The organism is Colwellia sp. KS18-150 (assembly GCF_057551365.1).
This window is the reverse complement of record NZ_BAAJMC010000003.1, coordinates 167,319-191,641: the sequence shown is the minus strand read 5'-3', so window position 1 is coordinate 191,641 and position 24,323 is coordinate 167,319. Positions and strand designations below refer to the sequence as shown.

Sequence of the window (24,323 nt, the reverse complement as noted above, 5' to 3'; positions counted from 1 at the left end):
CCGCTAGCTCGTTATAAAAGCTCAGCAAGTTGTTTTTCAAGCTTAACTTGGTCGATAGCAAAGTTTCTAATGCCTTCGCTTAGCTTTTCAGTTGCCATAGCATCATCATTCATTAACCAGCGAAATTGTCCTTCAGTCAATGGCGCTTCATCATTCTTTAGAGCTGATGTAGGAATAAGTTTTTGCTCTACAGTATCTGTACTTTGCGCTAATTCATCCATTAGCTGAGGGCTAATAGTTAATCTATCACATCCAGCTAAAGCTAAGATTTCACCTTTGTTTCTAAAGCTCGCGCCCATAACAACGGTATTATAACCTTGTGCTTTATAGTAGTTATATATACTGGTAACAGAAACAACACCCGGATCTTCATCACTTGCGTAGTCAGTACGGCCTGTATCTTTCTTAAACCAGTCTAAAATTCGACCTACAAAAGGTGATATAAGGTAAGTACCCGCTTCAGCACAAGCTCTTGCTTGGGCGAAACTGAACAATAAAGTTAGATTACAGTTTACACCTTCTTTCTCAAGTTGCTCCGCAGCTTTTATGCCTTCCCATGTAGACGCTAGTTTAATCAATATACGATCATTACTAATGCCTGCTTCGTTGTACATAGCCATTAACTTATGTGCTTTAGTAATTGAGGCTTGAGTGTCAAAAGATAAACGCGCATCCACTTCTGTTGAAATACGACCGGGAACAATTTTTAAAATCTCTAATCCGATTAATACTGACAGCTTGTCAGCAGCGTCAATAACTTGCTGCTCGGCATCATTTGATTGTGTTTTTGCCCAAGCAACCGAATCACTTAATAACTGCTGGTATGCTGGTAATGCAGCAGCCTTTAATAGTAAAGAAGGGTTAGTGGTAGCATCTTGAGGATGAAATTTTGCAATCGCTTCAATGTCTCCAGTGTCGGCGACCACAGTGGTCATTTTCTTTAATTGCTCAAGTTGAGAAGGGGAGTTTGTCATGACAGTACCTTAAGTTTTACCAGAAATTAAAAATTGATGAATTTAGTTGTTGAAATGTTACTACATAAATCAGTAAATGTACGTTATTTCTCGTAGATTTGTCGCAATTTTTAATGATTTTCCTTGAAGATATGAATTATAAAAATCTATTTCAGAAAAGGAAATAATACATTTACCCAGTGTTATAGTGGTGTTATAAATATGTTATCCTGAACATCTTTTAAATAGACAGAAAAATACTATGTTACTTGTTGTTTCTCCGGCTAAAAAACTCGATTTTGATACGCCACTTATTACCGATGAATTTACTCAGCCGACTTTATTAGCAGAAAGTGAGATATTAATTGAGCAGTGTGTAAAGTTATCTCCTGATCAAATTGCCTCTCTAATGAAGTTAAGTGACAAATTAGCCGGGTTAAATGCAGCACGGTTTGGTGAGTGGACATTACCTTTTACACAAGAAAACGCTCGTCAAGCGATTCTCACTTTTAATGGTGATGTTTATGCTGGCTTAGATGCCAATTCATTTACCCAAGATGATTTTACTTTTGCTCAAAAACACTTCCGTATTTTATCTGGCCTATATGGCTTATTAAAACCCTTAGATTTAATGCAGGCGTACCGGCTAGAAATGGGAACAAAGCTTGAGAATGTTCGTGGTAGTAACTTATACCACTTTTGGGGGGATATAATTACCAAAGAGCTAAATCAAGCGATAGCGGAGCAAGGGGATAACGTATTAATAAACCTTGCCTCTAATGAGTATTTTAAAGCGGTAAAGAAAAAATCTCTTAATGCTGATGTTATAACGCCACAGTTTAAAGATTGGAAAAATGGCCAATATAAAATGATCAGCTTCTTTGCCAAAAAGGCACGTGGCTTAATGGCAAGGTATATTATTCAAAATCAATTAACCAATGTTGAACAATTAAAAAGCTTCGATCTAGCAGGGTACGGCTATAACGAAGATTTAACGCAAGGCAATGATTTAGTGTTTACCCGTAAAGAGCTGTAATTAAAGCTCTTTAAAGTTAATGTATTATTGATCGATTAAAGATCAGGAACAAACAAAAGGAACTGAAATGTTAACGCTATTAGCAAAACTATTTTCTGCGCTCAATTCTGAGGACTCTATCCGACAAATTGCACTCGCTATTGCATTGGGATTTATTGTTGGTTTATCGCCTTTATTGACACTTCATAATATTATTATTCTCTTCTTTGTGATGTTAATCAGAGTTCATTTAGGTGCTTTTATATTATCTATGGGCTTCTTCTCAGGTTTAAGTTATCTATTATCGTCATTAATAGTCATGGTTGGTGAGTCATTGCTAACGTCTAATGGCTTGTCTGGTCTGTTTACCACCTTATATCAATCTACCTTCTTCAAGCTTGCACACTGGCATAATACTTATACGTTGGGAGCGTTGGTGTTAGGCTGCTTACTTGCCATTCCAGTGTACTTTTTATCAACCGTTATTATCGAGAATTATCGTACACACATTATGAGCTTCTTTGAAAAGTTTAGAATTGTGAAAGCGCTTAAAGCCTCTAAGTTTTATCAATTATACGCACAGTTTTCAGGTCAAGGAGCGGCATTATGAGTTCAGCATCAGTGAATAAAACAGGTGTTAAAAAGTTTATCCGCTTCAAAGGCCTAATTGGTTTTGTTGTTGTCATGGCTACTATCCTAGTGTTGTTATACCTTTTTGCAGAAAGCATCATCAAACAAGGTATTGAGCAAGGCGGTGGTTATTTACTTGGCGCTGAAGTTAATGTTGAGTCTGTTGAGTTAAGTTACTCACCTTTAATCGTTACTGTAAACGGTTTACAGGCGACTGATGCTAAACAACCAAGTCATAATCTATTTAGTTTTTCTAAAGCAAGTGCTGGTGTCGATGTTTGGCAATATTTATTAGGTAAAACCATTATTGAGCAATTAGAAGTTGCAGCGCTGAAAATGATGAGTAAGCGAGATAATGTTGGTGAAGTTTATGTGCAATCTGCAGAAGACGATAGCGCAGAACAAGCTAAAGACTCTATGTTACCTTCGGTAGATTTGCAGTTACCTGATGTTAAAACCTTATTGGCAACGGATGAACTATTAACGGTAAAGGCGGCTGAAAATCTACAGCAGTCATATGAGCAAGAGAGTCAAAAGTTTGAAGCGTTAAAAGCTAAGCTACCGAGTAAAGCAAAATTACAAGCCTATCAAGTTAAAGTTAAAGCTATTGGTAAAATGAAAGTTAAAAGCCTTGATGATTTCAATAAAGTTAAAGCAGAGTTTGATGCCTTAAAGAAGTCGTTTAAAGCAGATCAAGCCACTGTTAAAGAAGCTAAACAACAATTACTTGCTTCAAAAGAGCGACTGTCAAAACAAGTAACGGCGTTGAAAAATGCACCTAATAATGACTGGAAAAATATAGAACAAAAATATCAGTTAGATAGTGTCAATACTGAAGATTTTGCTCATATTCTTTTCGGTGAAAAAGCCCGTGGTTATTATCAAAAAGCTGAAGCCATGTATCAACGAATTGCATCTATGTTGTCTGATAGTGTAGAAAGTGAAGTTGAGTCAGTTGATAAATCTCATGCAAAAGGCCGCTTTATACATTTTGATGAAGATAATCCATTGCCAGAGTTCTTAATTAAAAAAGCGACTTTTTCGTTAATACTTGAGCAAGGCAACTTCGTTATTAATGGCAGTGAATTAACACATCAGCATTGGTTTAGAAATAAACCTAGTTTATTAACTTTTACCTCAAATGATTTATATTCAACAGGAAAAATGAATATAAATAGTCAATTTGAAGTGGCTAAATCAGGTGATATTTCAGGTCAAGGGGACTGGTTGTTTAAACAATTAACATTAAAGGATGTTGAGTTAAATAACACCGACTCTCTCTCGCTGACGTTAACTTCAGGTGAGTTAGCAGGGAAAGGAGATTTTACCTTCACTCAACTAGCGCAAGAAAGCCGTATTGATAGTAAAAACCATCTGGCTCTGGATAATGCAAGTTACCAAGGTGATGCAAAGAACACTTTTGCGACTATGCTGCTGGATACTTTTAAATCCCTCAATCATTTAACGGCAGATATTAGTGTTGAAGGAGATATTGTAGATCCTAAACTTTCTATGTCTTCATCTTTAGATAAAGCGTTATCTGGCGCTTTTGAGCAACAAATTTCAAACAAACTGAATGAATTTAAAGGCAAGGTAAATGCCGGTTTAAATGAGAAATTAACACAAAGCCTAAACATGAAAAGTGAAGGTAAAGCTGAATTGCTTGATTTTGAAGCACTGTTAGGAGATACAGATAATGCATTAGAGACATTGCAAAACTCTGATGTGGTGAAGCAGCAGAAGAAAAAATTACAAGATAAGGCGACGGATAAAATCAAAGATAAGTTAGGTAATTTATTTGGATAAAAATGAAAACATAAATTAAGGAATGCAGTATCAAGGAGAGGGAGTGCATTATTCCCTCAATAATAAACGAGTGTGAATAACCCTACGTAACTATGGAAAGGAAATAATAATGAATAAGTATATTGCAGAATGTATTGGAACATTTTGGTTAGTTTTAGGTGGTTGTGGTAGTGCGGTACTGGCTGCTGGCTTTCCTGAAGTTGGTATTGGCTTGTTAGGTGTGTCGTTGGCTTTTGGTTTAACGGTACTCACTATGGCTTATGCAATAGGTCATATTTCAGGCTGTCACTTAAATCCAGCTGTTTCAGTGGGCTTATGGGCAGGTGGTCGCTTTCCTGCCAGTGAACTTTTACCTTATATCATTGCACAAGTTATTGGCGCTATATTAGGTGCTGGAGCACTGTATTTAATTGCTAGTGGCCAAGCTGGGTTTGATTTATCAGCAGGCTTTGCTTCGAATGGTTTTGGTGAGCACTCACCTGGTGGTTATTCTATGACCGCAGCCTTAGTCGCGGAAGTTGTTCTTACGATGATGTTTATTTTTGTCATTATGGGGGCTACAGATGAGAGGGCACCAGCAGGTTTAGCACCAATCGCGATAGGTCTTTGTTTGACCCTTATTCACTTAATTAGTATTCCTGTGACGAATACTTCTGTTAACCCCGCTCGAAGTACAGGTGTAGCTCTATTTGTTGGAGATTGGGCAACAGCACAATTGTGGTTGTTTTGGGTTGCTCCTATTTTTGGTGGTTTTATTGGCGCAAAAATCTACGCTTTTGTCGCCACTGAAAAGTAACGCACATTACCAATAACTTCTTAATGCTAAGGTAACGCCCCAACCTTGATATTCACCTCCATCGTTGGCGTTATCTTGCATATCAGCATACTGAACACCGAGTTGTAACTTTAGTTTATGTTGATAAATCAGCCAATTGGCTCCTGCATATAGCTCTTGATATTCATCTCCTTTATCGACAACAATTTTATTCTCATAACGACCTAACTTTACGCCGTTGTCATCTTGACTCGTTAAGTAGGTGTATCTAAATACCCATTGAATATGCTCTGTGTGCTGATAAGACGGCATAAGCACAACACCCCATAAGTCACTTTGTCCAAAATCACCTTGTGCATAGGAAATGTCGTGAGCAAGCTGCCAATTGTTAAGGTTAAATTGCCCTGTAAAGGAGTATGTGGCGGATAGGTTGGCAGTGCTGCCATCTTGATGAACATCATTGTATACATAATCAAAAGCTACTTTGCCACTATCCCACCACGCAGATTTAGCAAGTGATTTGCTCATCGATAGTAAACTAAAGTAACTAGCCCCCGTAAAACCTATTTCATCAGAATCATCACTGGAGAAAATTCCGGCGTTATAGGACAGTGTTGATGATATCTTTCCTTTAGCGCTTACACCAGAGAAATACTCATCGGTGAACCAGATATTATTGGTTAAATTATTACGTTGAGGGGTGAGTAATTTTTTTGACGATGTTTTACCATCAAGCGTAAAACCTGTTGATTGCTTTAATAATTTCAAAGCTAAATGATCATTAACTTGGTAACTGATGTTGGCGTCTGTTAGTCGATTATACCAATCATCTATTGAGTTATCTAACTTGATGTCAGCCTCGAGAGCACCGGTAAAACCTTGATATTGACCTTTAAAACCAAATCTAAAGCGTCGCCAATTAATATCATCATATTGACCTTGTGAGCTATCAAACCAAGCCGAGTCTATATGTAAGCGGCCAGAAAGGTTTAAATAGTCTCCCTGTAAGTTATTATACAATTCAGCTTTTTGCCATACGCTGTCATACGATGCGCTATTAACTGTGCTACTTACAGATAAACACGCAACACAAACCTTTAAGCAGGTAAGTGCAAGATTTCTTACTAGGGTCATAAGGTTAGTAATGATGATTTTTAATGGTATCAATCATAGCAAAACTCATGATATTCATACAAGTTTAGAGTGATTTTAGCCACAGACAGAGCTTTTCGATACCTGTTTTAAGGTGTTCAAATTGAGGTTTACTATCCTGAATGATTTGCTCACCGTCAAAGTCAACAAAAGCTAATCGAGTCGCTAAAATTGATTGGTGTAAGCCAAATGCACTGCCAGGTAAAAGTGCAACCCCTGTATCGGACATGAGTGTTACTGTTAGTTGCTCACAAGTTGTAATTCCTCTTGCAGCAAGTTTACCTCTATAAAAACTGAAGTCAGGGAATATATAAAATCCTCCTTGTGCGGCATGAACTTTAACCTTATTTTGTTGCAATTTTTCTGTGCTATATCGACTAATTAAATTTAAAAGCTTAATTTGCTTAGTGAGAAAATTATCGGCCAATTCATTATGTTGATAGGCATAAGTAGCGGCTATTTGAATTGGTGTCGGAGCACATGAATATGTCTCCGATGCGACACCTATAACCGTTGCCAATAATCCGTTTAATTGTGGGGGAATATGCATAAATCCCAACCGCCAGCCTCCAGCACCACACCATTTCGATAACCCAGATGACACTATGCAGCCTTCAGGATAATAATCAGCGAGTGAAGGCGTGTCAGCTTGGTATGTGAGTAAGCTGTATATTTCGTCTGCAATAACAATAACTTTATATTTTCGCAGTACCTTTGCTAACGCCGATAACTCTTCACTGCTATAAGTTTGTCCTGTTGGATTACTGGGGTAATTCAATATCAGAATAAGTGGCAGGTCCGGGGTTAAACGTTGTAAGCAAAAACGCTCTACCTGTGCGGCTGATATTTTCCATTGATCAGTAAATGTAGTATTTAACCAGTGAGTGTTATGGCCGGCAAGTTTTGCTTGCGGCTCATAAGACACCCAGCTCGGTGCCGGTAAAAGAATGTCTGCTTTTTCAAAAGCTGCCATAACGCAAAATAATAATATTTTGCTGCCTGCGCCAATAATAATATTCTCGCTATGCCAATCCTTTCCTTCTTGGGTTTGATGAAAGCTAGCAATTGCTTCGCGTAAAGGTAGATGACCTTGAACACTCATATACTCTTTTCGGTGGGCTGAGTTTGCTAATGCTTGCGTTATTCTTTCAGGTACAGGGAAGGGACTTTGCCCAAAACCAAATTTATACGTTTCTTGTTTATTGTTGGCTCTTGCCAGTGATAATTGGTTAATTAATAGAGTCTCAGAGTGTTTTGATTTTCTTAAAAAAGCTAAATCGCTTGCTATAGTTGTCATTGGTAGTGCCTACTTCGTCATATTAACTGTTGAATAAATAAGACTAAAATCTCCTTTTTTATCGCGAAAAACCATAGAACACTGAAAATGAAAATATATTTTCTAAAAAGGTACGTTTTTAACGTTTTTTTCGATTATTTACTTCATAATTAAAAAAAATGTAAATAAATTGATGAATTGAGAATTTTATGAATTTTCCCCCGCAAAGTTTTGAGCACCTCAGACAATTAACTAGCATGTTACGTCAAGGACAAATTGACTTAGCTGTGGGCAAGAAAAGTTTCCATGCTCTTGAATTGATGATTGAAGACGCTGATTTAGTTGCCATGAGTAACATTGTTGAATTGGGGAAGAAAACTAATTTAAGCGCTGCTTCTATTACACGATTAGCCAAGTTATTAGGGTTTACTGGCTTTCATGATTTTCAATTGTTATTTAAAAAGAAGAGTAAGGATGTTAGTCACTTTTACAGTGATGGTGTTGATCGCTTGGTGGTGCAAGGTAAGCAGTCTCCTGTTTCGTTTATGTCGAAACAGAGTGTGGCTGCTATTGCTAATATTGAAAATACCGTGGCTATGCAAAATGATATTCTTTTAGAGCAAGCAAAAAACTTATTAGCTAAAAAAAATAGGATATATATTTTTGCTTCACGACACTCTGCCGCGATTGCGAATATTTTGCGCTATGGGTTAGCGTTAATCAGGCCTAATGTGCAAATGTTGGTGCAAGAGTCTCATGGTGTAGCGCTTTCATTAGGACAGCTAAAAAAAGATGATTTATTAGTGGTTATTGGTAGTGCACCTTATTCTAATGTGACACTAAAAATAGCGTCTTTAGCTAAGAAGCAGCAATGTCAAATTTTAGCGATCACTGATAATACTCATTCTCCATTGCACGCACTAGCAACATTGGCGATTAATATTCCCTCATCGACACACTTTTATGCCAACAGCTTGGTAGCAAACTGTTTTTTTATCGAAAGCTTACTGAGTTTAACTGCTGTTGAACTAGGAAAAACAGCCAGTAATCATGTGGAGCAGCATGAGTTGCTATTAAGTCAGTTAGAAATCTCTAGCTAATACTTTTACTTAGGTATAAAAAAGGCTAAGTCACAGACTCAGCCTTTGGTTTGGATTTTTATATGCTTAAATTGACTTAGAAGCCGTAAGATAAACCTAAGTACCAGCTACCGCCTTCATAGTTAGCTGCACTTCGTCTTGGGTATTGTAAACCAACACTTTGACGATTAGCGAAAGGAGAATCAACTTCATCTATATAAGTATCTAAGATATTAGAAGCACCAAGTTTAATTCTTAATGAATCATTCACCTGATAACTTAACTCTGCATCAAGGTAAACAATACCATCAATTTCAGCACTTTGAGAGCCGTCTTCAATGCCACCATTGCCATCTGGAGTACCGTCGATAGTACCTCGCTCGTCATAATGAGAGCCGTAGAAATTAGCTCGAACCATTAGATTCCAATCATCACCAAAACTGGTATTGGTGGTTAATACAAAGCGATGATTTGGGAAGTTATTTTCAATATCTTCTGCAGTAGCGTCAGAAACAGGTGACTCACCATTTACTTCGCGGATATTTACCACTTCAATTTCATTATAACCATAAGCAAAGGCGATATCGGTAGCGCTTGAGCTATTCCAGTCAAAAGTTGATGAAATCACTAAATCAATACCTGAATGTTCAACATCTAATACGTTAGTATAGAAAGAAACTGAATCAAATAAATCATTATCAGGTACATCAATGTTACCGGTACGATAAATACGATCATCAACGGCAATTTGATAAAAATCAAGTGTTAGTGTTGTGTCGTCACCAAGACTTGATGATACACCGACACTGATGTTAAATGATTCTTCTTCTTTTAACTCTTGCCCACCTAAAGAAATAGCTAAGTCAGAAGTTGCAGGAATTAACCCTTCTTCTTGTTGTTGACCTGTACCATCGAACGTAGTGATTATACTACTGATGTTTGATTGACCCGGAGTAGGAGCATGAAAACCAGTAGAAACCGCGGCTCGAAGTGAGGTTTCATCGGTTAAGCTATAATTACCTGCCACTTTCCAATTGGTTGTGCCACCAAAATCTGAAAAATCTTCATAACGTAAAGCATACTGCATTAATAGCTCATCGGTTACATCATGCTCTACGTCGACATAAGCAGCAATGTTATCACGAGAGAAAGAGCCTGCATTTTTCGCTTCAATACCGCGCATACCACTAACGCCACCACTTGGAAGCCCGTCAGCATCTGAATAAGAATTCACTTCACCCGCTAAGCTAGTAAAAGTTTCTTCGCGCCACTCTAAACCATAGGCTAGGTTGAAGTTATCACCTAAAGGTGTTGAAAAATCAGCATTGACGTTAATTTCTTCTTGCTCATAACCACCAGTGTTAAAGCCCATCTGTGGGATATCTAAGCTAGCTGTTAATCCAAGGCTTGGGTTAACACTATTGTTTAAAAAGTAATCTAATTCGTTAACACCTGTGCTAATACTAAAATCATAGGTTGTATCACTAAACATTTCACCTTTTAAACCAATGATGGCACTGTAATCGGTTTGATCACCGTCTAAGAATGGGGTGAAACCTACATCAGCCACAACTCCGTCATAACCTAAATCAAGTAATGGTTGAATTGCTGAGTGAGCACTTTTTCCAATTGAAGGGATTTCCGGGTTACGATAGAAAAAACGATAGCGGCCAGTAGTGTCAGCATAACTGAAACGACCATATAGTTGTTTATTGCCATCTAACTCTAGACCAGCATTAGCAAACAAGCGTAAGGCTTCAGTTTCTGGACGCCCCCAAGTTTGTGTAAAAGGCGCATCACCAAACGGAGTATCAGCACCAACGCCTGTGACACCAGCATCTAATAATGCCTGTGCATCTGGGCGAATAACACCACGTGAGAGTGCTTCATTATCAGCATACTCTAAGCTTAAATTTAAGAAACCGTCTTCACCTAAAGCTAAACCTTTATTCACGGCTAACTTCATGCTTGATTCGCCCTCATAGTGTTGACCATATTGCAGTTCAACAGCGCCACCATCTGAGGCATCTTTGGTCACGAAATTAATTACACCAGCAATCGCATCAGAGCCATATTGAGAGGCTGCACCATCTCGCAATACTTCCACACGTTTTAGGGCAATTGAAGGGATCATACCTACATCGGGAGCGTGAGCACCATTACCTGCAGCTGGAGCAAAAAATTGTACGAGTGCCGAACGGTGACGACGTTTGCCATCAACCAATACTAGGGTTTGATCTGAAGCGGTACCACGTAAAGAAGTAGGGCGAACAAAAGCACTACCATCACCTGTTGCTGGTGTTGCAGTATAGCTTGGAATAAGTGCTTTTAAATTATCTGTCATATCCGCAGTGCCACCAACCGCATTTAAATCATCAGCAGTGATAAGATCCACAGGTACAGGAGAATCTACCACTGAGCGCTCTTTAAAGCTTCGAGAGCCAATGATTTGGATTTTTTCTACATTATCATCAGGAGTTTGTACTGACGCTGCTTCTTGAGCTAAAGCCGTTTGACTGGCTGCACCAAGAACAAGCGGTACGATAAACGCTTTCATTGTTGTTTTTTTCATTATTGTTATTCCTTTTTAGTGTTATCAACTTAGGTGCTCAGTTGAACAGGGATATACAACAGTGATAAAGCATGTGAATTATTTGCTTCATTATTATGTAACTGCTATCAATGTTTATCTGTGTAATACCAATTCATCTAAAGAAGTGACCACCTAGAACGACATGGGCGATATGAGAACAAACAAAATAGGTTTAGATATAGTTGTTCTACATCAAACAAATTTTGTGCCTTTCTCATGATGCCCATACGTTCCCGAACGGCGAGGTTTAAAGGCTTACATGCAGCGTTATCGATTTTAACAATAGAATAACTATTATTTGCAATCAATGCCTTGCCTCTAAACCTTTAAATTCTCGCTAAGCGATCACTTTCTTAGATGAAATGGTATAACTTATCTCAAAGCGCTGTAGTCAAGAGCTTCCTACCACATGAGACAAGCCTATTCATCAACTGTGCTGTATTATTAAACAAGTGTGCAGGATAAATCCTCTATGTTTTTTTTATTTATTGAAATATTGATAGAAAACTAGCGGGTAATTGTGATGTAAGAGAAGAGAATATTGGAAATATAAGGAAGTATTTATTAAAAAATTAGGTGTGATAGCAAAGAGTGGAGCGAGTAGCTTTATTAAAGTTTATATTCAACGCCAGCATAATAAAAAGCACCATTAAAGCCAAATGGTGCAGAACGTCGTGAGTAGGTAAAGACCCCAGGACTACTAACAATGATGTTTCCTAGGTCATCAACAATTGTGCCCGTACGCGAGTTGCCTATTTCATTTTTATCTGGGTAAACATCAAACAAGTTATTGCCACCAATGTTAAAGGATAAGTTGTCAGTTACTTGGTAGCTTATGCGTAAATCCGTTAATATTTCAGCACCATATGTTTGTTGGCCACCGTCAGTGATAGTGTATTCACCGTAACGATTAATAGCTAAATTTATGGTTAAATCGTTTATATTATATAAACCACTTAAGCTAATACGATCGTTCGGTTGCCAATCTTCTATGATAGATATATCTTGCTCAGAAAATATATCTTCAGGTGGGATATCACCTAGACCGCTATCTTGAGGTGCAAAAATATCAACGACTTCAGTTTCAGTAAAGTTAGCCGCAAAGGTTAGATCGAAGTCGCCACTTAGCATTTGAGTATTCCAAGTGGCAATAATATCTATACCTTGCGTTTCGGTATCCGCACCATTTAAGAAAAATTGTCCTGCACCCGCACCGGCAGTTTTTAGAGCTTGTGCGAGTGTAGGGGATAATTCGGCATCTAATTTATTACTAATTACAATGCGATCATCGATGTCTATTGAGTACCAATCGATAGTGATATTAATATTATCACTGACTTGTAAAACGGTACCTAAACTGAAATTTGTTGCCTCTTCCTCTTTTAACTCTGGAATACCAATTGTTTCTGCAAGAGTTGAATCATTACGAAACGTACCTACTTGTACAGCGATTTGATCGCCAGTAAGATCCTCAGGATTAGTGACAAACTGCGTGCTGATGTTATTAAAGTATAACTGCTGCATTGAAGGTGCACGAAAACCTGTACTCATTGCACCACGAATCGCGACATTGTCGGTTACTGACCAATTTGCTGCCAGTTTATAGTTGGTACTGTCACCAAAACCTTCATAGTTGTCATATCGTGCGGCACCACTAACAATAAAATTATCGGTAACCTCCATTTCTGTATCAGCATAAAATGAAAACACGTTTCGATTTTCGTCAACTTTAGATATTGGCCCTATACCACCAAAGCCTTGTGTTCCTGCACTTCTGTCACTAGGAAATAAACTCTCGCCAGCTACAGTATCATAATCTCTATATGAGTATTCATTACCCGGTGTTACTTTATAGAAGTCAGTTCGTACTTCAGCGCCTATGGCTAATGAGAACGTATTGAAATCTTGTGTGTAATCGACATTGAATGTGGATAGCGCTAACTCTAAGCCATAAGCGAAAGCGCTTCGGGGGATCGAATCTCTAATTTGATCTGGGGTGAATTCAGCTAGCGAGCCATCGCTATTGTATTGCATAGCATTAGCATAAGAAGAGTTGATGGTATCACTTGTGACATAGTCAATATTGTTTTGGCCATAGGTATAGGAAAGGTCTATATTTGCGCCATTATCAAAATAGGCCTGATAACCAAAATTATAAGAAGCGTCTCGAATGTCTGAATTAATTTTAGGTAAGAAACCATCAGGAATAGTTGCATCACCATCTTGTAAAGGAGCATTACCGTCACGGTTAGCATTATGGCGAAAGAATGCTGCAGAATTATTATCGCGGTTAGAATAGGTGATAAAACCATAAAGTTCACCATCACCTAATTGATATCCCGCGTTAGCTACTAAACCGTATTGGGTTGATTCAGCATCGCCGACTCTAAACGTATTACGAGAAGCTGAGATTTCTCGTGGCTCTCCTAATAACATGTTGCCATTAGCTAATTCAGTACACCCAGAGAATTGGCATGAGCCATGTAAACCGGCTCTGTTGGTGTATCCTCTATCGCGAAAATTTATTGTCGCGTTAACATAGCCTCTCTCGCCCAACGTAAAGCCCTTGGAAAGATCAATGTTAGTGGTTTCACCGTCTCCTTCAACATACTCACCATAAGATAAGGCAAGTTTACCGCCTTCATCGCTATCGTTTAGGACAATATTGATCACACCGGCAATAGCATCTGAGCCATATTGCGCAGCAGCGCCATCTCGCAGTACTTCAATACGTTTTATAGACGCCGCTGGGATTGCATTCATATCAGTACCGGCGGTACCTCGACCAACTGATGTGTTGATATGAATTAAACTGGCTTGGTGACGTCGTTTGCCATTAATCAATACTAGGGTTTGATCTGGCCCTAATCCACGTAAAGTTGCTGGACGCAAAGCATCTGTACCGTCACTGATAGATGAGCTAGAAAAATTAAAAGAAGGGGCAATGGCTTGTAGCATTCTACCTACTTCTGTTTGGCCAGTATTCGTAAGGGCTTCTGCGGAAAGTATATCAACGGGGACGGGAAGATCATCAGCTGTACGTCCTGCAACTCGACTACCAATAATAGAAATTTTCTCTATTGCTTGTTCGTTTGATTGCATAGCTTGCGGCGATACCGTATTGAGGTTTTCCCAGTCGGAAATAATGGGGGCTGAGTTCGCGGTTTCATTTTGTTTTGTCGTTATTTTAGTATTATTGTCATCAAGCTGGATACTGAGCTGGCCAGCACTATTAACAACCGCAATTAAACCAGAGTCTTGTAATAGTCTATTTAAGCCTAACGATACTGAATGATAGCCTTTTAATGCATTGGCTTGATGTTGCTTGGTGAGATCAAATGAAAAAATTATTGTTTGATTGGCTTTTTGTGCGAAGGCAATTAACGCTTTATCAGCGCGCTGGCTGTCAATATCAAAACGGATCAAATCATCGGCATAGGCTTTTGAAGTAGCGAGTAGTATTAACACAGAAGTGACAATAGCAATATTACTTGTAAAGCTAGCTGCGTTTTGTAACAGGCGATACTGTTTTCGCCAACTGCGCAGTACTATTAAACAGATGAGCAGGAGAAATCCTCTATTTATTTTTATATTTTTTTGTAGAGACATCTAAATTAAGCTAAATGGTAGTAAATAGCCAGAAAAAACGCAGACTATTTATACAAAAAATGAATAGGAAATTATCTGTTAAAAATGAGTGTTAGTGTGCTATATCAAGCAGTATAGTGTTGTTATTACTCTTACTAAAACTAATATTAAAGTTACTGTTTAAAGAGGCTAACAAGCCATCCACATCATTAGCTTTAAAGTAACCAGAAACTTTAACATCCGCTATTTCTGGATTTAATATTTCGAACTTACTTGAGGTATACCTGCTTATTTCCAAAAGTGCATTCGATAGTGATTCACCATCAAACACTAGCATACCTTGTTGCCAAGCAAGGTCTCGTTGTACTTGATCTAAAGATATTTTTTGTACTGGAGCTGGGATATCATGCTCAATTACTGCTTTCTCACCTGACGTAACTAAAATACCCGGTAACTTTGTCGCTGGCGTATGCTCGTTCGATGTTAGCAATGTTTGCTTTATTACTTCAAAAGCTTCTGTAGCTTTCGTAATGAGAACACGACCTTCAGTAACCATTAACTCCATTTCATGGTCGTCATCTTTTTGGACATTGAAAATAGTACCTAATGCAGTAAAAGATTGTTCACCAGAAGTTACGGTAAAAGGGCGTGCTTTGTCTTTAGCAACATCAAAACGGGCTTCACCCTTCACTAAAGTTAATTGTCGATAGGAAGCTGTATAAGCGACTTCGATGACACTATTGGTATTTAACTGAATGTGAGTGCCATCACTCATAGTGAAACTGCTCTGCTCACCAATAGGACTTGTTAAAGTTTGAGTTTGAGTTAATGCTTGCTCGTTTAGCGAGGGAATAAATGGCAGAAAAGAATTATCCATTAAAGCATTAGTTGAAAACAATGACACTAAAGCGACACTTGCCGCTAAGGCAATAGAGATAAGTTTATTATGTTGCTTTTTAGTTTGCTCTAAAGGAAATAAACCACTTAATTCATTAAGTACAGAAACATCATCCCAGTATGAAGCCATTTCAAGTAAGGTGCTGTGGTGTATGGTATTTTGATTACACCAAATAACTAAGTCTTGTTGTTCATTTCTAGTTAAACCGCGATCCATACGGGAAATCCAAAGACAAGCTTGCTCTTGAATTTGCTCTTTAGATTGGAATTGACAGACATTGTTACTTTGCATTGTTATCTACTTACTCATTTACGCAACGCGATGATATATTTAGCTTATGACCCATTTGAACGCTCTTTTACTTTCTTTATTTTTGCTTTAGAACTTGTTTCGACCTGATAGTTCATTTTTTGCATGTATTGTACACTTTTTAATAGCCCTTTTGCTACATGCTTTTCAACGGTACTTTCACTCAGTTGCAAGTATTGTGCGATTTCTTTTTGGCTTAAACCATATACCTTTTTTAAAATAAAGCATTTTCGTACTGAGCCTGATAATTGCTCTGTTGCTCGACAAAAAGATAAGAAGCGCTCTTTTGATTCATAATCATCTTCAAAAGAACTACTCATTAATTCGACAGGTGGCTCAACAAAATCCTCTATTGAGTCGTTAAATTTATTATCCCATTTGGCGTTGTGATTAAAAGCGAGATTTTTTGCTGTTTTAAGCATATAGCTACGAGCATACTTAATTTCTTGTTTCAGATTGGCTTCATAACTACGCACAAATGTTTCTTGAACAATATCATCAATTTCTTCGGGTTTCACCAGTCGGCTAATGAATCCACGAATAGTATTTTGATAGCTGATAAAAGTATTTGCGAGTTTGTTATTTTTATTTTTGTCAGTCATGTTTGCCAGTGTAAAAAACAATCAGAGCCTTAGTGTAAACTTACTTTGAAGAGAAAGTCTAACCTTTAATCACTAAAAGTGAGTATTTATTCAAACTAACGTTTTTTCTATATAGCCTTTTAGCTCGAACATTAACACGTTATGGCTACTTATTATCTCAGTGTAGATTTGTCGAATTTCTTCCATATTAGCTCGTCTAGTGGCCTTCTCTAATTCTTGGGTTAGACGATGTAAGGTGACGCCACTCAAATTGCCTGAAATACCCTTAAGTTTGTGAGCGTTTTGATAAATTTCCTTATACAAAGTAGTGAGCTCATCATTGTTTTTATGATTATACTCGTTGGAGCGTATAGTTATTAACTCGGATAAATGTTGAATTAACGCAGGGGTGTCTTCAATAAAAACAATGATGATGTCTTTTAGTAATTTGTGATTATTACTCACTCTTATCAGGCAAGACTTTTTGTCCCAAACTAGGTTGTTGTCAATAGATGGCTTTATAGTATTGCTTGTTTTGGCGGCATTAGAATCGTCATATTCTTTATAATGTTTTTTTGATATCGGGGTAACAGGGGGCTTATTGCCAGTGGCGATATCGACTTCTAGAAAGTAATCTAGTTTTTTTGTTAATAAGGCTGGCTCAATGGGTTTTGATAAATAATCACTCATACCAGCATCTAAGCATTTTTGTTTGTCACCTTCCATTGCATTAGCTGTCATCGCTATAATGGGGATGTTTTTATATACTTCTCCCGCTTTACCACTGCGTATCTCTCTGGTGGCTTGGTATCCGTCCATTTGTGGCATTTGACAGTCCATTAAGATCAAAGTGTAAGGGAAGTTAGTTAAAGAGGCCTTTAAGGTTTCAATGGCTACAACACCATTTTCTGCAATATCAGCTGTTAACCCTAGCTTTTTTAAAAGCCCTAAGGCAACTTGTTGGTTTATGCGGTTATCTTCAACGAGTAGTATATGAGTGTCTGGTGAAAATGTCGTTAGAGCGTTTTCTTGGCCTGCTTGAGGTGCAATGTTTTTTTGTTCTACGAAGGTTTGCAAATAATCATGTGTTACTAAATGAGGTGGTAATAGTTGTTCTTGTGGATCTAATACCACAGCTAAAGCATTGAACAAATCTTTGGTTGTTGCTGGTTTAGGAAAATATGCGCTAAAACCAATATCAATAAAATCATTAACATCTTGACCTTGAGTTATAGATGTCATCATCACCATTTTCATATTATTGAACGCTTGATTGGCTCTAATTTTTTTACCAAGACCTATGCCATCTAGCTTAGGCATCTGCATATCTAAAAAAGCGATATCGAATAATGGTTCATTGTTGTCAATTTTTTCCTGACATAACATTAACGCTTGTAAACCATTGCTCGCTTCAGTCACATCAGCTCCCCATACACCCAATTGTCCCTGTAATACTTCAAGATTAGTCGTATTGTCATCTACAATGAGGATAGCTAACTTACTTATATCAACACTGGGCATCACTCGTTGAGATTGATGGCTAGGTTCGATAACCACACTAAATTCAAACGTACTGCCAACACCTTCCTCGCTGGTTGCATTAATATCACCGTTCATTAAATGACATAGTTGTTTACTTATTGCTAAGCCTAACCCCGTCCCTCCATATTTTCGGGTCGTAGAGGCGTCAACTTGTGAGAAACTATCAAAGAGGTTGGCAATTTTATTCTCTGGTATGCCAATTCCACTGTCTTGAATAGAGCAAAGTAATAATATCTTGCTTTGGCCAGCAGGTACTGCAGATACTCTAATAATTATGTCGCCAAACTCAGTGAATTTTATGGCATTTCCTATCAAGTTTGTTAGGATTTGCCGTATCCGCCCTTGATCACCTTTGACCATTGATTGCTCTACTCTTGCAATATCTAAAATTATTTCTAAACCTTTGCTTTGTGCTTTCAATGCCATAGCTTCAGCTACATCGCCAAGCATGCCACGCAAGTCAAAATCACAATACTCTAATGTCATTTTTCCCGCTTCAATTTTAGAGAAATCTAAAATATCGTTAATTAGTACTAATAAAGACTGTGCGCTAGATTGGGCTAATTTTGCCTTATGAGATTGCTCTGGGTTAAGCTCAGTATCGATTAGTAAACCTAGCATGCCTAAGACACCATTCATTGGAGTCCTGATTTCGTGACTCATACTGGCTAGAAATTCACTTTTTAATTGACTGTTTTGCTCTGCAACCTCTTTCGCTTGTTCTAACAAAGTCTTAGTTTGCTCCTGTTCAATTGCCGAGGTGAACAGAGCGCCAATGTCAGTTAGTAACCTCATTGCCTGTTCACTTTTATCTGGCGTTTTTTTAGTGAATAGAAAGAGTACACCGACAGCTACCACTCCATTTTTAGAAGTATGTAGTAAAGGGACGATATAATGACCATAGGTTGTTGATAATGAGCTAACGTTTTCTAAATTGTTGTGGTTGGTATTATGAATGTTGATAATCATTTCATTATTTTGTAATGATTTATCACACAGTTGCTGAGCTAACTTAGCATATGCATCACCTTCTTTTATGTCACCTTGCAAGGTATACAAAGCTAGAGATGAGTTGGCTTTATCAAATAAATACATGCCAGTTTTATCAATATCAGGGAATATTTTTAAGGATAAGCATTCATCCAGTGCTAAGTTAACTTTCTCTAGTAAAGAGATGGGTTGAGTTAATATTTTGCTTATAGCTAGTTTGGTTTGCGTTGCTAAATGATCTAACTCTACTAAAGAATTTTGTTTTTTACGCTCACTTATATCTAAAATAGTACCAATAACACGGGTGGGATTATTTTGTTCATCGTGAGTCACAACCTTGCCACTATCGTGTAGCCACAACCAATGACCTAAATAATGTTTAATCCTGAATTCAATCTCGTATTGAATGCTTTCATCAGCCAAATGTTGCTCTAACAGTTTTAGTACTGAAGGTGAATCTTCAGGGTGTAATAAGGAGGCAAACTTCTCTACGGTAAAAGGGAAAAGCTCTTGGGCAGTATAACCGGTAATTTCATACCACCTAGGATTACACTCAACCACCCCTGTGGATAGTTCCCAATCCCAGAAGCCAACACCGGTATTATTGACAACTAATGACAGTTTATAAGCGTTATGTTGAGCAAGCTCGTTACTTTTCTCAAGTTCATTATGATGTTTATTACGTTTATCCACCATATAGTTAAAGGCAGCGGTTAGTTGGCCAATTTCGTCAGTAGATCTTTGTTTAACTTGAAGGTCTGTTTCTCCTGAGGCCACACGTAAACTAGCGTTTGCTAATTTTTCCAGCGGTTTAGTGATGCTTTTACTTAAGTAGATGCTCACTATGATGATGATAAGAGCTGAGGATAATACGAGTAAAAATGTACTGACAGCAAGCCAATTTGCGTCAGCTAATACATTATTTAAAGGAATTTCCGTAACCAGAACCCAGTTAATGTTGGCGACATTGATTGTCTGAAAAACACCAATAACATTATTGTTATCTACATTAAGATATTCTTTATGTGTTTGAGTGGCCTTTTGAACATTATAAATTTGTTGTTGCCATATCTTGTATGCGGGTAGCTGTATCTTTTCGTTTAAAACCGTTTGCCAATCATTATTTATTGGTGTTTGTAAGATACCTTTCTCGTCAATTAGGTAATGAACAAGTTTACCTATGCCATTGGTGTTATCCTTCATTGAGTTATAAATGGTATCTAATTTAATTTGTAGCGCAATAACGCCAACCAATTCACCCAACTCATTGGTAAGTGGCGCGCTTATAAATGCGGTGAGCATATTATTAGATGGAGCATAACGTTCAATGGCTGAAAGCTCAGTCTGTCCTGTTGTTAAGCTAGAGAGTACTGCGGTGGAAAAGTTGGAAGATTTATATTTACCTGTTTGTAAATTAGTACCTAAATCCTCATTTTTAGTTAAATTGAATACTATATTTGTAGAGCTATCTATGAGAAAAATATCATGAATATAATCATAACTTCGCTGCATATTAACTAAACTTTGTTGTAACGAGTCTACTTTCCCCCTCCAAGAAGCGCTTTTTACATAATCATCGAGCTTGTGTTGAGATTTTTGGAAATCTTGGTTTAATCCTTCTAAGTTTTTAGCTATTTCGTGACTTTTAGCAAGGTTAGAAATATCCATCATGCGATAGTGAAACCAGTTATCGATGAAGTTTTTACTTTCTTGAGCAGAAAGGCCTAATTCATCCGTGGCTCGTTTAATTAAGCTATCTCTACTTTGCAAATAGTTTAACGAGGAAATAAGGATTAATGGTATTAAGGTTAATAATAAAAACCAACGAATCAACAGGTGCTGTAAAGATGTTTTTTCAACTGTATTTTTTTGCTCATACATCATATTAGTATTCCATTACTCGTTGGGCTATTGACTTGGTACCACATTATTTAAATAAATGAGCTTCCTAATCATAATAACAACATGTGTTAATGCTGCTTCAGCAATTTTTTTAATCGATTTGATTGTTTGTTCTGCTTTTTGGGAATCGTGTATGACTGTATCGTTAGCCGAATATTTATCAGTGACTGCTAATATTAATTTACTCATTTGGCTGAGCAATAATAAAGCTATCAATATATTGATATTAAGATAATTTAGCACAGACAATGTGCCTATAAAGAATAGGTGTGACACTCAGTATCCCTACTTAAGAAGAGAAGGCTCAATCTATAGTGTAGTAGAGGTTTGTGATTTGTAAAAAAATGACCTGTTGTTATTCACAACAGGCCATTTGGAAAAGGAAGGCAGGTCTATTTTGACTTGATTTTTTTTGCTTTTTTCTTGGCTTGTTTTTTGGCTTTTGCTTTTTTCTGAGATGTGGTTAATTTCACTTTTGCTTTTTTGTTGGCAACACGTGATTCTTTGTTTTTTGGACGAAGTTCATCAATTACTCGGCGTTGTAATCGTTCATTTTGATAACGCTCAATTTTTCCAATAACGGCCATGTCATGGGCTTCAACTAAAGATATGGCTGTACCCTTAGAGCCGGCACGCCCCGTACGACCAATACGGTGAACATGAATATCTACTTTTCTTGGCATATCAAAGTTAATTACATGGCTAATATCATCAATATCTAAACCTCGTGCGGCAACATCGGTAGCAACCAGTACTTTTATTTCGCCACTTTTGAAACGCTCAATGGCTTTATTTCTCTTGTCTTGAGGCATCTTGCCTTCAAGCCAAACGCAAGGCAGTTCTTCTGCATATAACTTACCTGATAAGTATTGAACTGTTTCGCGTTTGTTGGCGAATACCACGGTACGTTCAACACCTTCTTGTTTAAGAATGTTTACCAGTAAATTTAGCTTGTGGGGTGCGCTATCTGCTAAGTGTAACCATTGATGAATTTTAGCTTTTTCTTTGCGAGAAGGGTTCGACTCTAAAAAGGCTGGTTCGGTCAAAACGTCTTTGGCAAAACGAATAACACCCGCGCCTTCCAGGGTTGCTGAAAATAGCATGGTTTGTTTACGCCAGCGAGCTTCACCTACTATGCGGTTTATGGTTTCACGAAAGCCCATATCTAACATACGATCGGCTTCATCAAGCACCAATATTTCAATTTCACGAGCATCGAATTGCTCGTTTTCAATATATTCTAATAAGCGTCCTGGTGTGGCAACCAGTATATCGGTGGTGCTGTTAAGAATATCATTATGACTACCGTAATTTACACCACCGGTGATCACGCCTGTTTTTATTTTGGTTAACTTTGAAAGTTTTTCACTGTCATCGCCAATTTGAATCGCTAATTCACGCGTCGGCGTTAAAATCAATACGCGAGGGAAACCAGGTTGAGTACGAGGATAATCAAGCAAATGTTGGGCTATAGGCAATAAGAACGCGGCAGTTTTACCTGTTCCTGTTGGCGCAGAAGCCAGTATGTCTTTGCCAGACATAGCTTGAGGAATGACCAAGTCTTGAATAGAAGTTGGTTTTTTGTAGCCTAATTCTTTAACGGAGGCTAGTAATTCAGAGTCGAGATCAAATTGCTCAAACATACAGGAGTTCACTAAAGTTGGGGAATATCAATAATGGCGCAATTATAGAGCTTTTTCTTACTAACTTGTAGTTTTATGTTGAAAGCTTTTACTGGGCATACTCTATTAGAATTTGCTCGCACCATTGTTCTATTCGTTGTTCGCTTAAATCATATTGGTTGTCTTCATCAAGCGATAAACCAACAAAGGTTTTTTTATCGTCACTAAGTGCTTTTGAGGCCGCAAAATCGTAACCACTATTTGGCCAATACCCGATCAAATTAGCTTCTTGCAAAATAACCTGATCATGCAACATTCCTAGAGCATCTTGAAACCAATCAGTATAACCGATTTGATCTCCCATACCATATAAGGCAACGGTTTTACCACTAAGGTCAAGATTGGAAATATCTTGCCAACATGATTCCCAGTCTTCTTGTAATTCGCCATAATCCCACGTAGAAATACCAAAAATGATGAAATCATAATCAAGGCAGTTAGCGAGCGGCTCATCTTTGATATTATGTAGCTCTATTAAATCATCGCCAATGGTTTCTTGGATTTTTTCCGCAGCTATTTCTGTGTAACACGTTGTTGAACCGTAAAATAAGCCGATTTTCATGAAGTTTACCTAATTAATACAATAATAGCTGAGATTGGGGCGATTTTAACAAAAGCATTTAGTACAATTCAATTTATTGTTGCAAAGTTATGATAACGACTGTAATTTCATTGGCAATAAAGCGGTCTACTTCGCTGATGAAAGACTATTAAGAAATTAATTTAGGAAATAAATATGTTAAATAAAGCATTAGTTGCTGGTGGCTTAGCTGTAATTTCGGCAGGTGTGTTTTTTTCGTTTAATGAATCGGCGGTGGCTGATGGTGCGTCAGTACCAAGTAGTATTGCAATACCTGCAAAGCAAGATCCTGCGCAATTAAATGCTGAACTTTTAAAAACAAAAATTAAAACTAAATTAGGTTTAGACGTAGAAAGGGTTGAAACAACCCCTGTACCGGGTATTGCCTTACTAATTACCAATCAAGGTTTATTTTATTCTAGCTACAATGGCGACTATTTTATCCAAGGTAAAGTGTACAGTATTGCTGCCGAAGTGACTGATCTAGCCGAAGCAAGTTTGGCAAAAATGCGCATTGAAGGCATGGACAAGTTTAAAGACGATATGATCGTATTTAAAGCGAAAGAAGAAGAGCATGTCGTGACTGTCTTCACCGATATCACCTGTGGTTATTGTCGTAAAATGCACAAGCAAATGACTGAATACAATGACTTGGGTATTACTTTTCGCTATTTAGCTTACCCGCGCTCAGGTATTAAAGACAGAGCAGGTAATTTAAGCCAAGGTTATAAAGACTTACGCTCAGTATGGTGTGCGGACGATCCAAAAGCGGCGATGACATCGGCTAAAAACAGTCAAGCAGTTGCTTATCGAGTGTGTGATATTCCAATTGAAGGTCAGTTTGATTTTGGTCGTCAAGTTGGCGTAAATGGTACTCCGGCAATTATGCTATCAAACGGTATGATGGTGCCTGGTTATCAACCACCAAAGAAATTAAAGCAATTATTAATGAGCTTATAAGTACGAATAGCC

At 37.7% G+C, this 24,323-nt stretch carries 16 protein-coding genes; 6 read left to right on the top strand and 10 right to left on the bottom strand.

What is annotated here, in order from left to right; translation table 11 throughout:
* Positions 1–11: 11 nt before the first annotated feature.
* Positions 12–974 (bottom strand): transaldolase, encoded by a 963-nt coding sequence (tal, locus tag AC27IF_RS06405; protein WP_487053008.1) that lies wholly within the window; start codon positions 972–974, stop codon positions 12–14.
* A 241-nt stretch (positions 975–1,215) separates the two neighbouring features.
* Here tal and yaaA point away from each other — a divergent pair, with 241 nt between their 5' ends.
* From yaaA to aqpZ, 4 genes are all read left to right on the top strand, one after another.
* Positions 1,216–1,989 carry a peroxide stress protein YaaA gene (yaaA, locus tag AC27IF_RS06400; protein ID WP_487053006.1) on the top strand — a complete coding sequence of 258 codons (774 nt, stop codon included), beginning with the start codon at positions 1,216–1,218 and terminating at the stop codon, positions 1,987–1,989.
* A 67-nt stretch (positions 1,990–2,056) separates the two neighbouring features.
* Positions 2,057–2,578 (top strand): TIGR03546 family protein, encoded by a 522-nt coding sequence (locus AC27IF_RS06395; RefSeq protein WP_487053005.1) that lies wholly within the window; start codon positions 2,057–2,059, stop codon positions 2,576–2,578.
* The gene (locus AC27IF_RS06390) at positions 2,575–4,404 is read left to right on the top strand and encodes a TIGR03545 family protein (RefSeq protein WP_487053003.1); all 1,830 of its coding nucleotides are present in this window, start codon (positions 2,575–2,577) and stop codon (positions 4,402–4,404) included. Before AC27IF_RS06395 ends, AC27IF_RS06390 begins: the two co-directional genes overlap by 4 nt.
* A gap of 109 nt (positions 4,405–4,513) precedes the next feature.
* The gene (gene aqpZ / locus AC27IF_RS06385) at positions 4,514–5,200 is read left to right on the top strand and encodes an aquaporin Z (RefSeq protein ID WP_487053001.1); all 687 of its coding nucleotides are present in this window, start codon (positions 4,514–4,516) and stop codon (positions 5,198–5,200) included.
* A gap of 6 nt (positions 5,201–5,206) precedes the next feature.
* On the opposite strand, the gene AC27IF_RS06380 is transcribed toward aqpZ, so the two are convergent.
* Both AC27IF_RS06380 and AC27IF_RS06375 read right to left on the bottom strand, forming a co-directional pair.
* A complete protein-coding gene (locus AC27IF_RS06380) occupies positions 5,207–6,313 on the bottom strand; it encodes a porin (protein ID WP_487052999.1) in 1,107 nt (368 codons plus the stop codon).
* A gap of 64 nt (positions 6,314–6,377) precedes the next feature.
* Positions 6,378–7,628, bottom strand: a complete 1,251-nt coding sequence (locus AC27IF_RS06375; RefSeq protein ID WP_487052997.1) for a pyridoxal phosphate-dependent aminotransferase — start codon at positions 7,626–7,628, stop codon at positions 6,378–6,380.
* Positions 7,629–7,816: 188 nt separating this feature from the next.
* Here AC27IF_RS06375 and AC27IF_RS06370 point away from each other — a divergent pair, with 188 nt between their 5' ends.
* A complete protein-coding gene (locus AC27IF_RS06370; RefSeq protein ID WP_487052995.1) occupies positions 7,817–8,707 on the top strand; it encodes a MurR/RpiR family transcriptional regulator in 891 nt (296 codons plus the stop codon).
* 76 nt (positions 8,708–8,783) lie between these two features.
* Here AC27IF_RS06370 and AC27IF_RS06365 read toward each other — a convergent pair whose 3' ends face one another.
* The 7 genes from AC27IF_RS06365 to fldB form a co-directional block, all read right to left on the bottom strand.
* Positions 8,784–11,258 (bottom strand): TonB-dependent receptor plug domain-containing protein, encoded by a 2,475-nt coding sequence (locus AC27IF_RS06365; protein ID WP_487052993.1) that lies wholly within the window; start codon positions 11,256–11,258, stop codon positions 8,784–8,786.
* A gap of 630 nt (positions 11,259–11,888) precedes the next feature.
* The gene (locus AC27IF_RS06360) at positions 11,889–14,888 is read right to left on the bottom strand and encodes a TonB-dependent receptor domain-containing protein (RefSeq protein ID WP_487052991.1); all 3,000 of its coding nucleotides are present in this window, start codon (positions 14,886–14,888) and stop codon (positions 11,889–11,891) included.
* 91 nt (positions 14,889–14,979) lie between these two features.
* Entirely contained in the window at positions 14,980–16,056 is a 1,077-nt protein-coding gene (locus tag AC27IF_RS06355) for a FecR family protein (RefSeq protein WP_487052989.1), read from the bottom strand.
* Positions 16,057–16,100: 44 nt separating this feature from the next.
* Positions 16,101–16,676, bottom strand: a complete 576-nt coding sequence (locus AC27IF_RS06350) for an RNA polymerase sigma factor (RefSeq protein ID WP_487052987.1) — start codon at positions 16,674–16,676, stop codon at positions 16,101–16,103.
* A 90-nt stretch (positions 16,677–16,766) separates the two neighbouring features.
* The gene (locus tag AC27IF_RS06345; protein ID WP_487052985.1) at positions 16,767–21,071 is read right to left on the bottom strand and encodes a response regulator; all 4,305 of its coding nucleotides are present in this window, start codon (positions 21,069–21,071) and stop codon (positions 16,767–16,769) included.
* A gap of 410 nt (positions 21,072–21,481) precedes the next feature.
* Entirely contained in the window at positions 21,482–22,732 is a 1,251-nt protein-coding gene (srmB, locus tag AC27IF_RS06340) for an ATP-dependent RNA helicase SrmB (protein WP_487052983.1), read from the bottom strand.
* An 88-nt stretch (positions 22,733–22,820) separates the two neighbouring features.
* On the bottom strand, positions 22,821–23,333 hold the full coding sequence (gene fldB / locus AC27IF_RS06335) for a flavodoxin FldB (protein WP_487052982.1): 513 nt from the start codon (positions 23,331–23,333) through the stop codon (positions 22,821–22,823).
* A 174-nt stretch (positions 23,334–23,507) separates the two neighbouring features.
* Between fldB and dsbC the strand changes: the two genes are divergently transcribed.
* On the top strand, positions 23,508–24,311 hold the full coding sequence (dsbC, locus tag AC27IF_RS06330; RefSeq protein ID WP_487052980.1) for a bifunctional protein-disulfide isomerase/oxidoreductase DsbC: 804 nt from the start codon (positions 23,508–23,510) through the stop codon (positions 24,309–24,311).
* The last annotated feature ends 12 nt before the right edge of the window (positions 24,312–24,323 follow it).

Bases quoted from the DNA above. Each gene is read 5' to 3' on its own strand.
- srmB (WP_487052983.1), bottom strand. From the start codon at position 22,732: ATGTTTGAGCAATTTGATCTCGACTCTGAATTACTAGCCTCCGTTAAA.
- yaaA (WP_487053006.1), top strand. From the start codon at position 1,216: ATGTTACTTGTTGTTTCTCCGGCTAAAAAACTCGATTTTGATACGCCA.
- AC27IF_RS06365 (WP_487052993.1), bottom strand. From the start codon at position 11,258: ATGAAAAAAACAACAATGAAAGCGTTTATCGTACCGCTTGTTCTTGGT.
- AC27IF_RS06380 (WP_487052999.1), bottom strand. From the start codon at position 6,313: ATGACCCTAGTAAGAAATCTTGCACTTACCTGCTTAAAGGTTTGTGTT.
- AC27IF_RS06345 (WP_487052985.1), bottom strand. From the start codon at position 21,071: ATGATGTATGAGCAAAAAAATACAGTTGAAAAAACATCTTTACAGCAC.
- AC27IF_RS06395 (WP_487053005.1), top strand. From the start codon at position 2,057: ATGTTAACGCTATTAGCAAAACTATTTTCTGCGCTCAATTCTGAGGAC.
- tal (WP_487053008.1), bottom strand. From the start codon at position 974: ATGACAAACTCCCCTTCTCAACTTGAGCAATTAAAGAAAATGACCACT.
- AC27IF_RS06355 (WP_487052989.1), bottom strand. From the start codon at position 16,056: ATGCAAAGTAACAATGTCTGTCAATTCCAATCTAAAGAGCAAATTCAA.
- AC27IF_RS06390 (WP_487053003.1), top strand. From the start codon at position 2,575: ATGAGTTCAGCATCAGTGAATAAAACAGGTGTTAAAAAGTTTATCCGC.
- fldB (WP_487052982.1), bottom strand. From the start codon at position 23,333: ATGAAAATCGGCTTATTTTACGGTTCAACAACGTGTTACACAGAAATA.
- dsbC (WP_487052980.1), top strand. From the start codon at position 23,508: ATGTTAAATAAAGCATTAGTTGCTGGTGGCTTAGCTGTAATTTCGGCA.
- AC27IF_RS06375 (WP_487052997.1), bottom strand. From the start codon at position 7,628: ATGACAACTATAGCAAGCGATTTAGCTTTTTTAAGAAAATCAAAACAC.
- AC27IF_RS06360 (WP_487052991.1), bottom strand. From the start codon at position 14,888: ATGTCTCTACAAAAAAATATAAAAATAAATAGAGGATTTCTCCTGCTC.
- aqpZ (WP_487053001.1), top strand. From the start codon at position 4,514: ATGAATAAGTATATTGCAGAATGTATTGGAACATTTTGGTTAGTTTTA.
- AC27IF_RS06350 (WP_487052987.1), bottom strand. From the start codon at position 16,676: ATGACTGACAAAAATAAAAATAACAAACTCGCAAATACTTTTATCAGC.
- AC27IF_RS06370 (WP_487052995.1), top strand. From the start codon at position 7,817: ATGAATTTTCCCCCGCAAAGTTTTGAGCACCTCAGACAATTAACTAGC.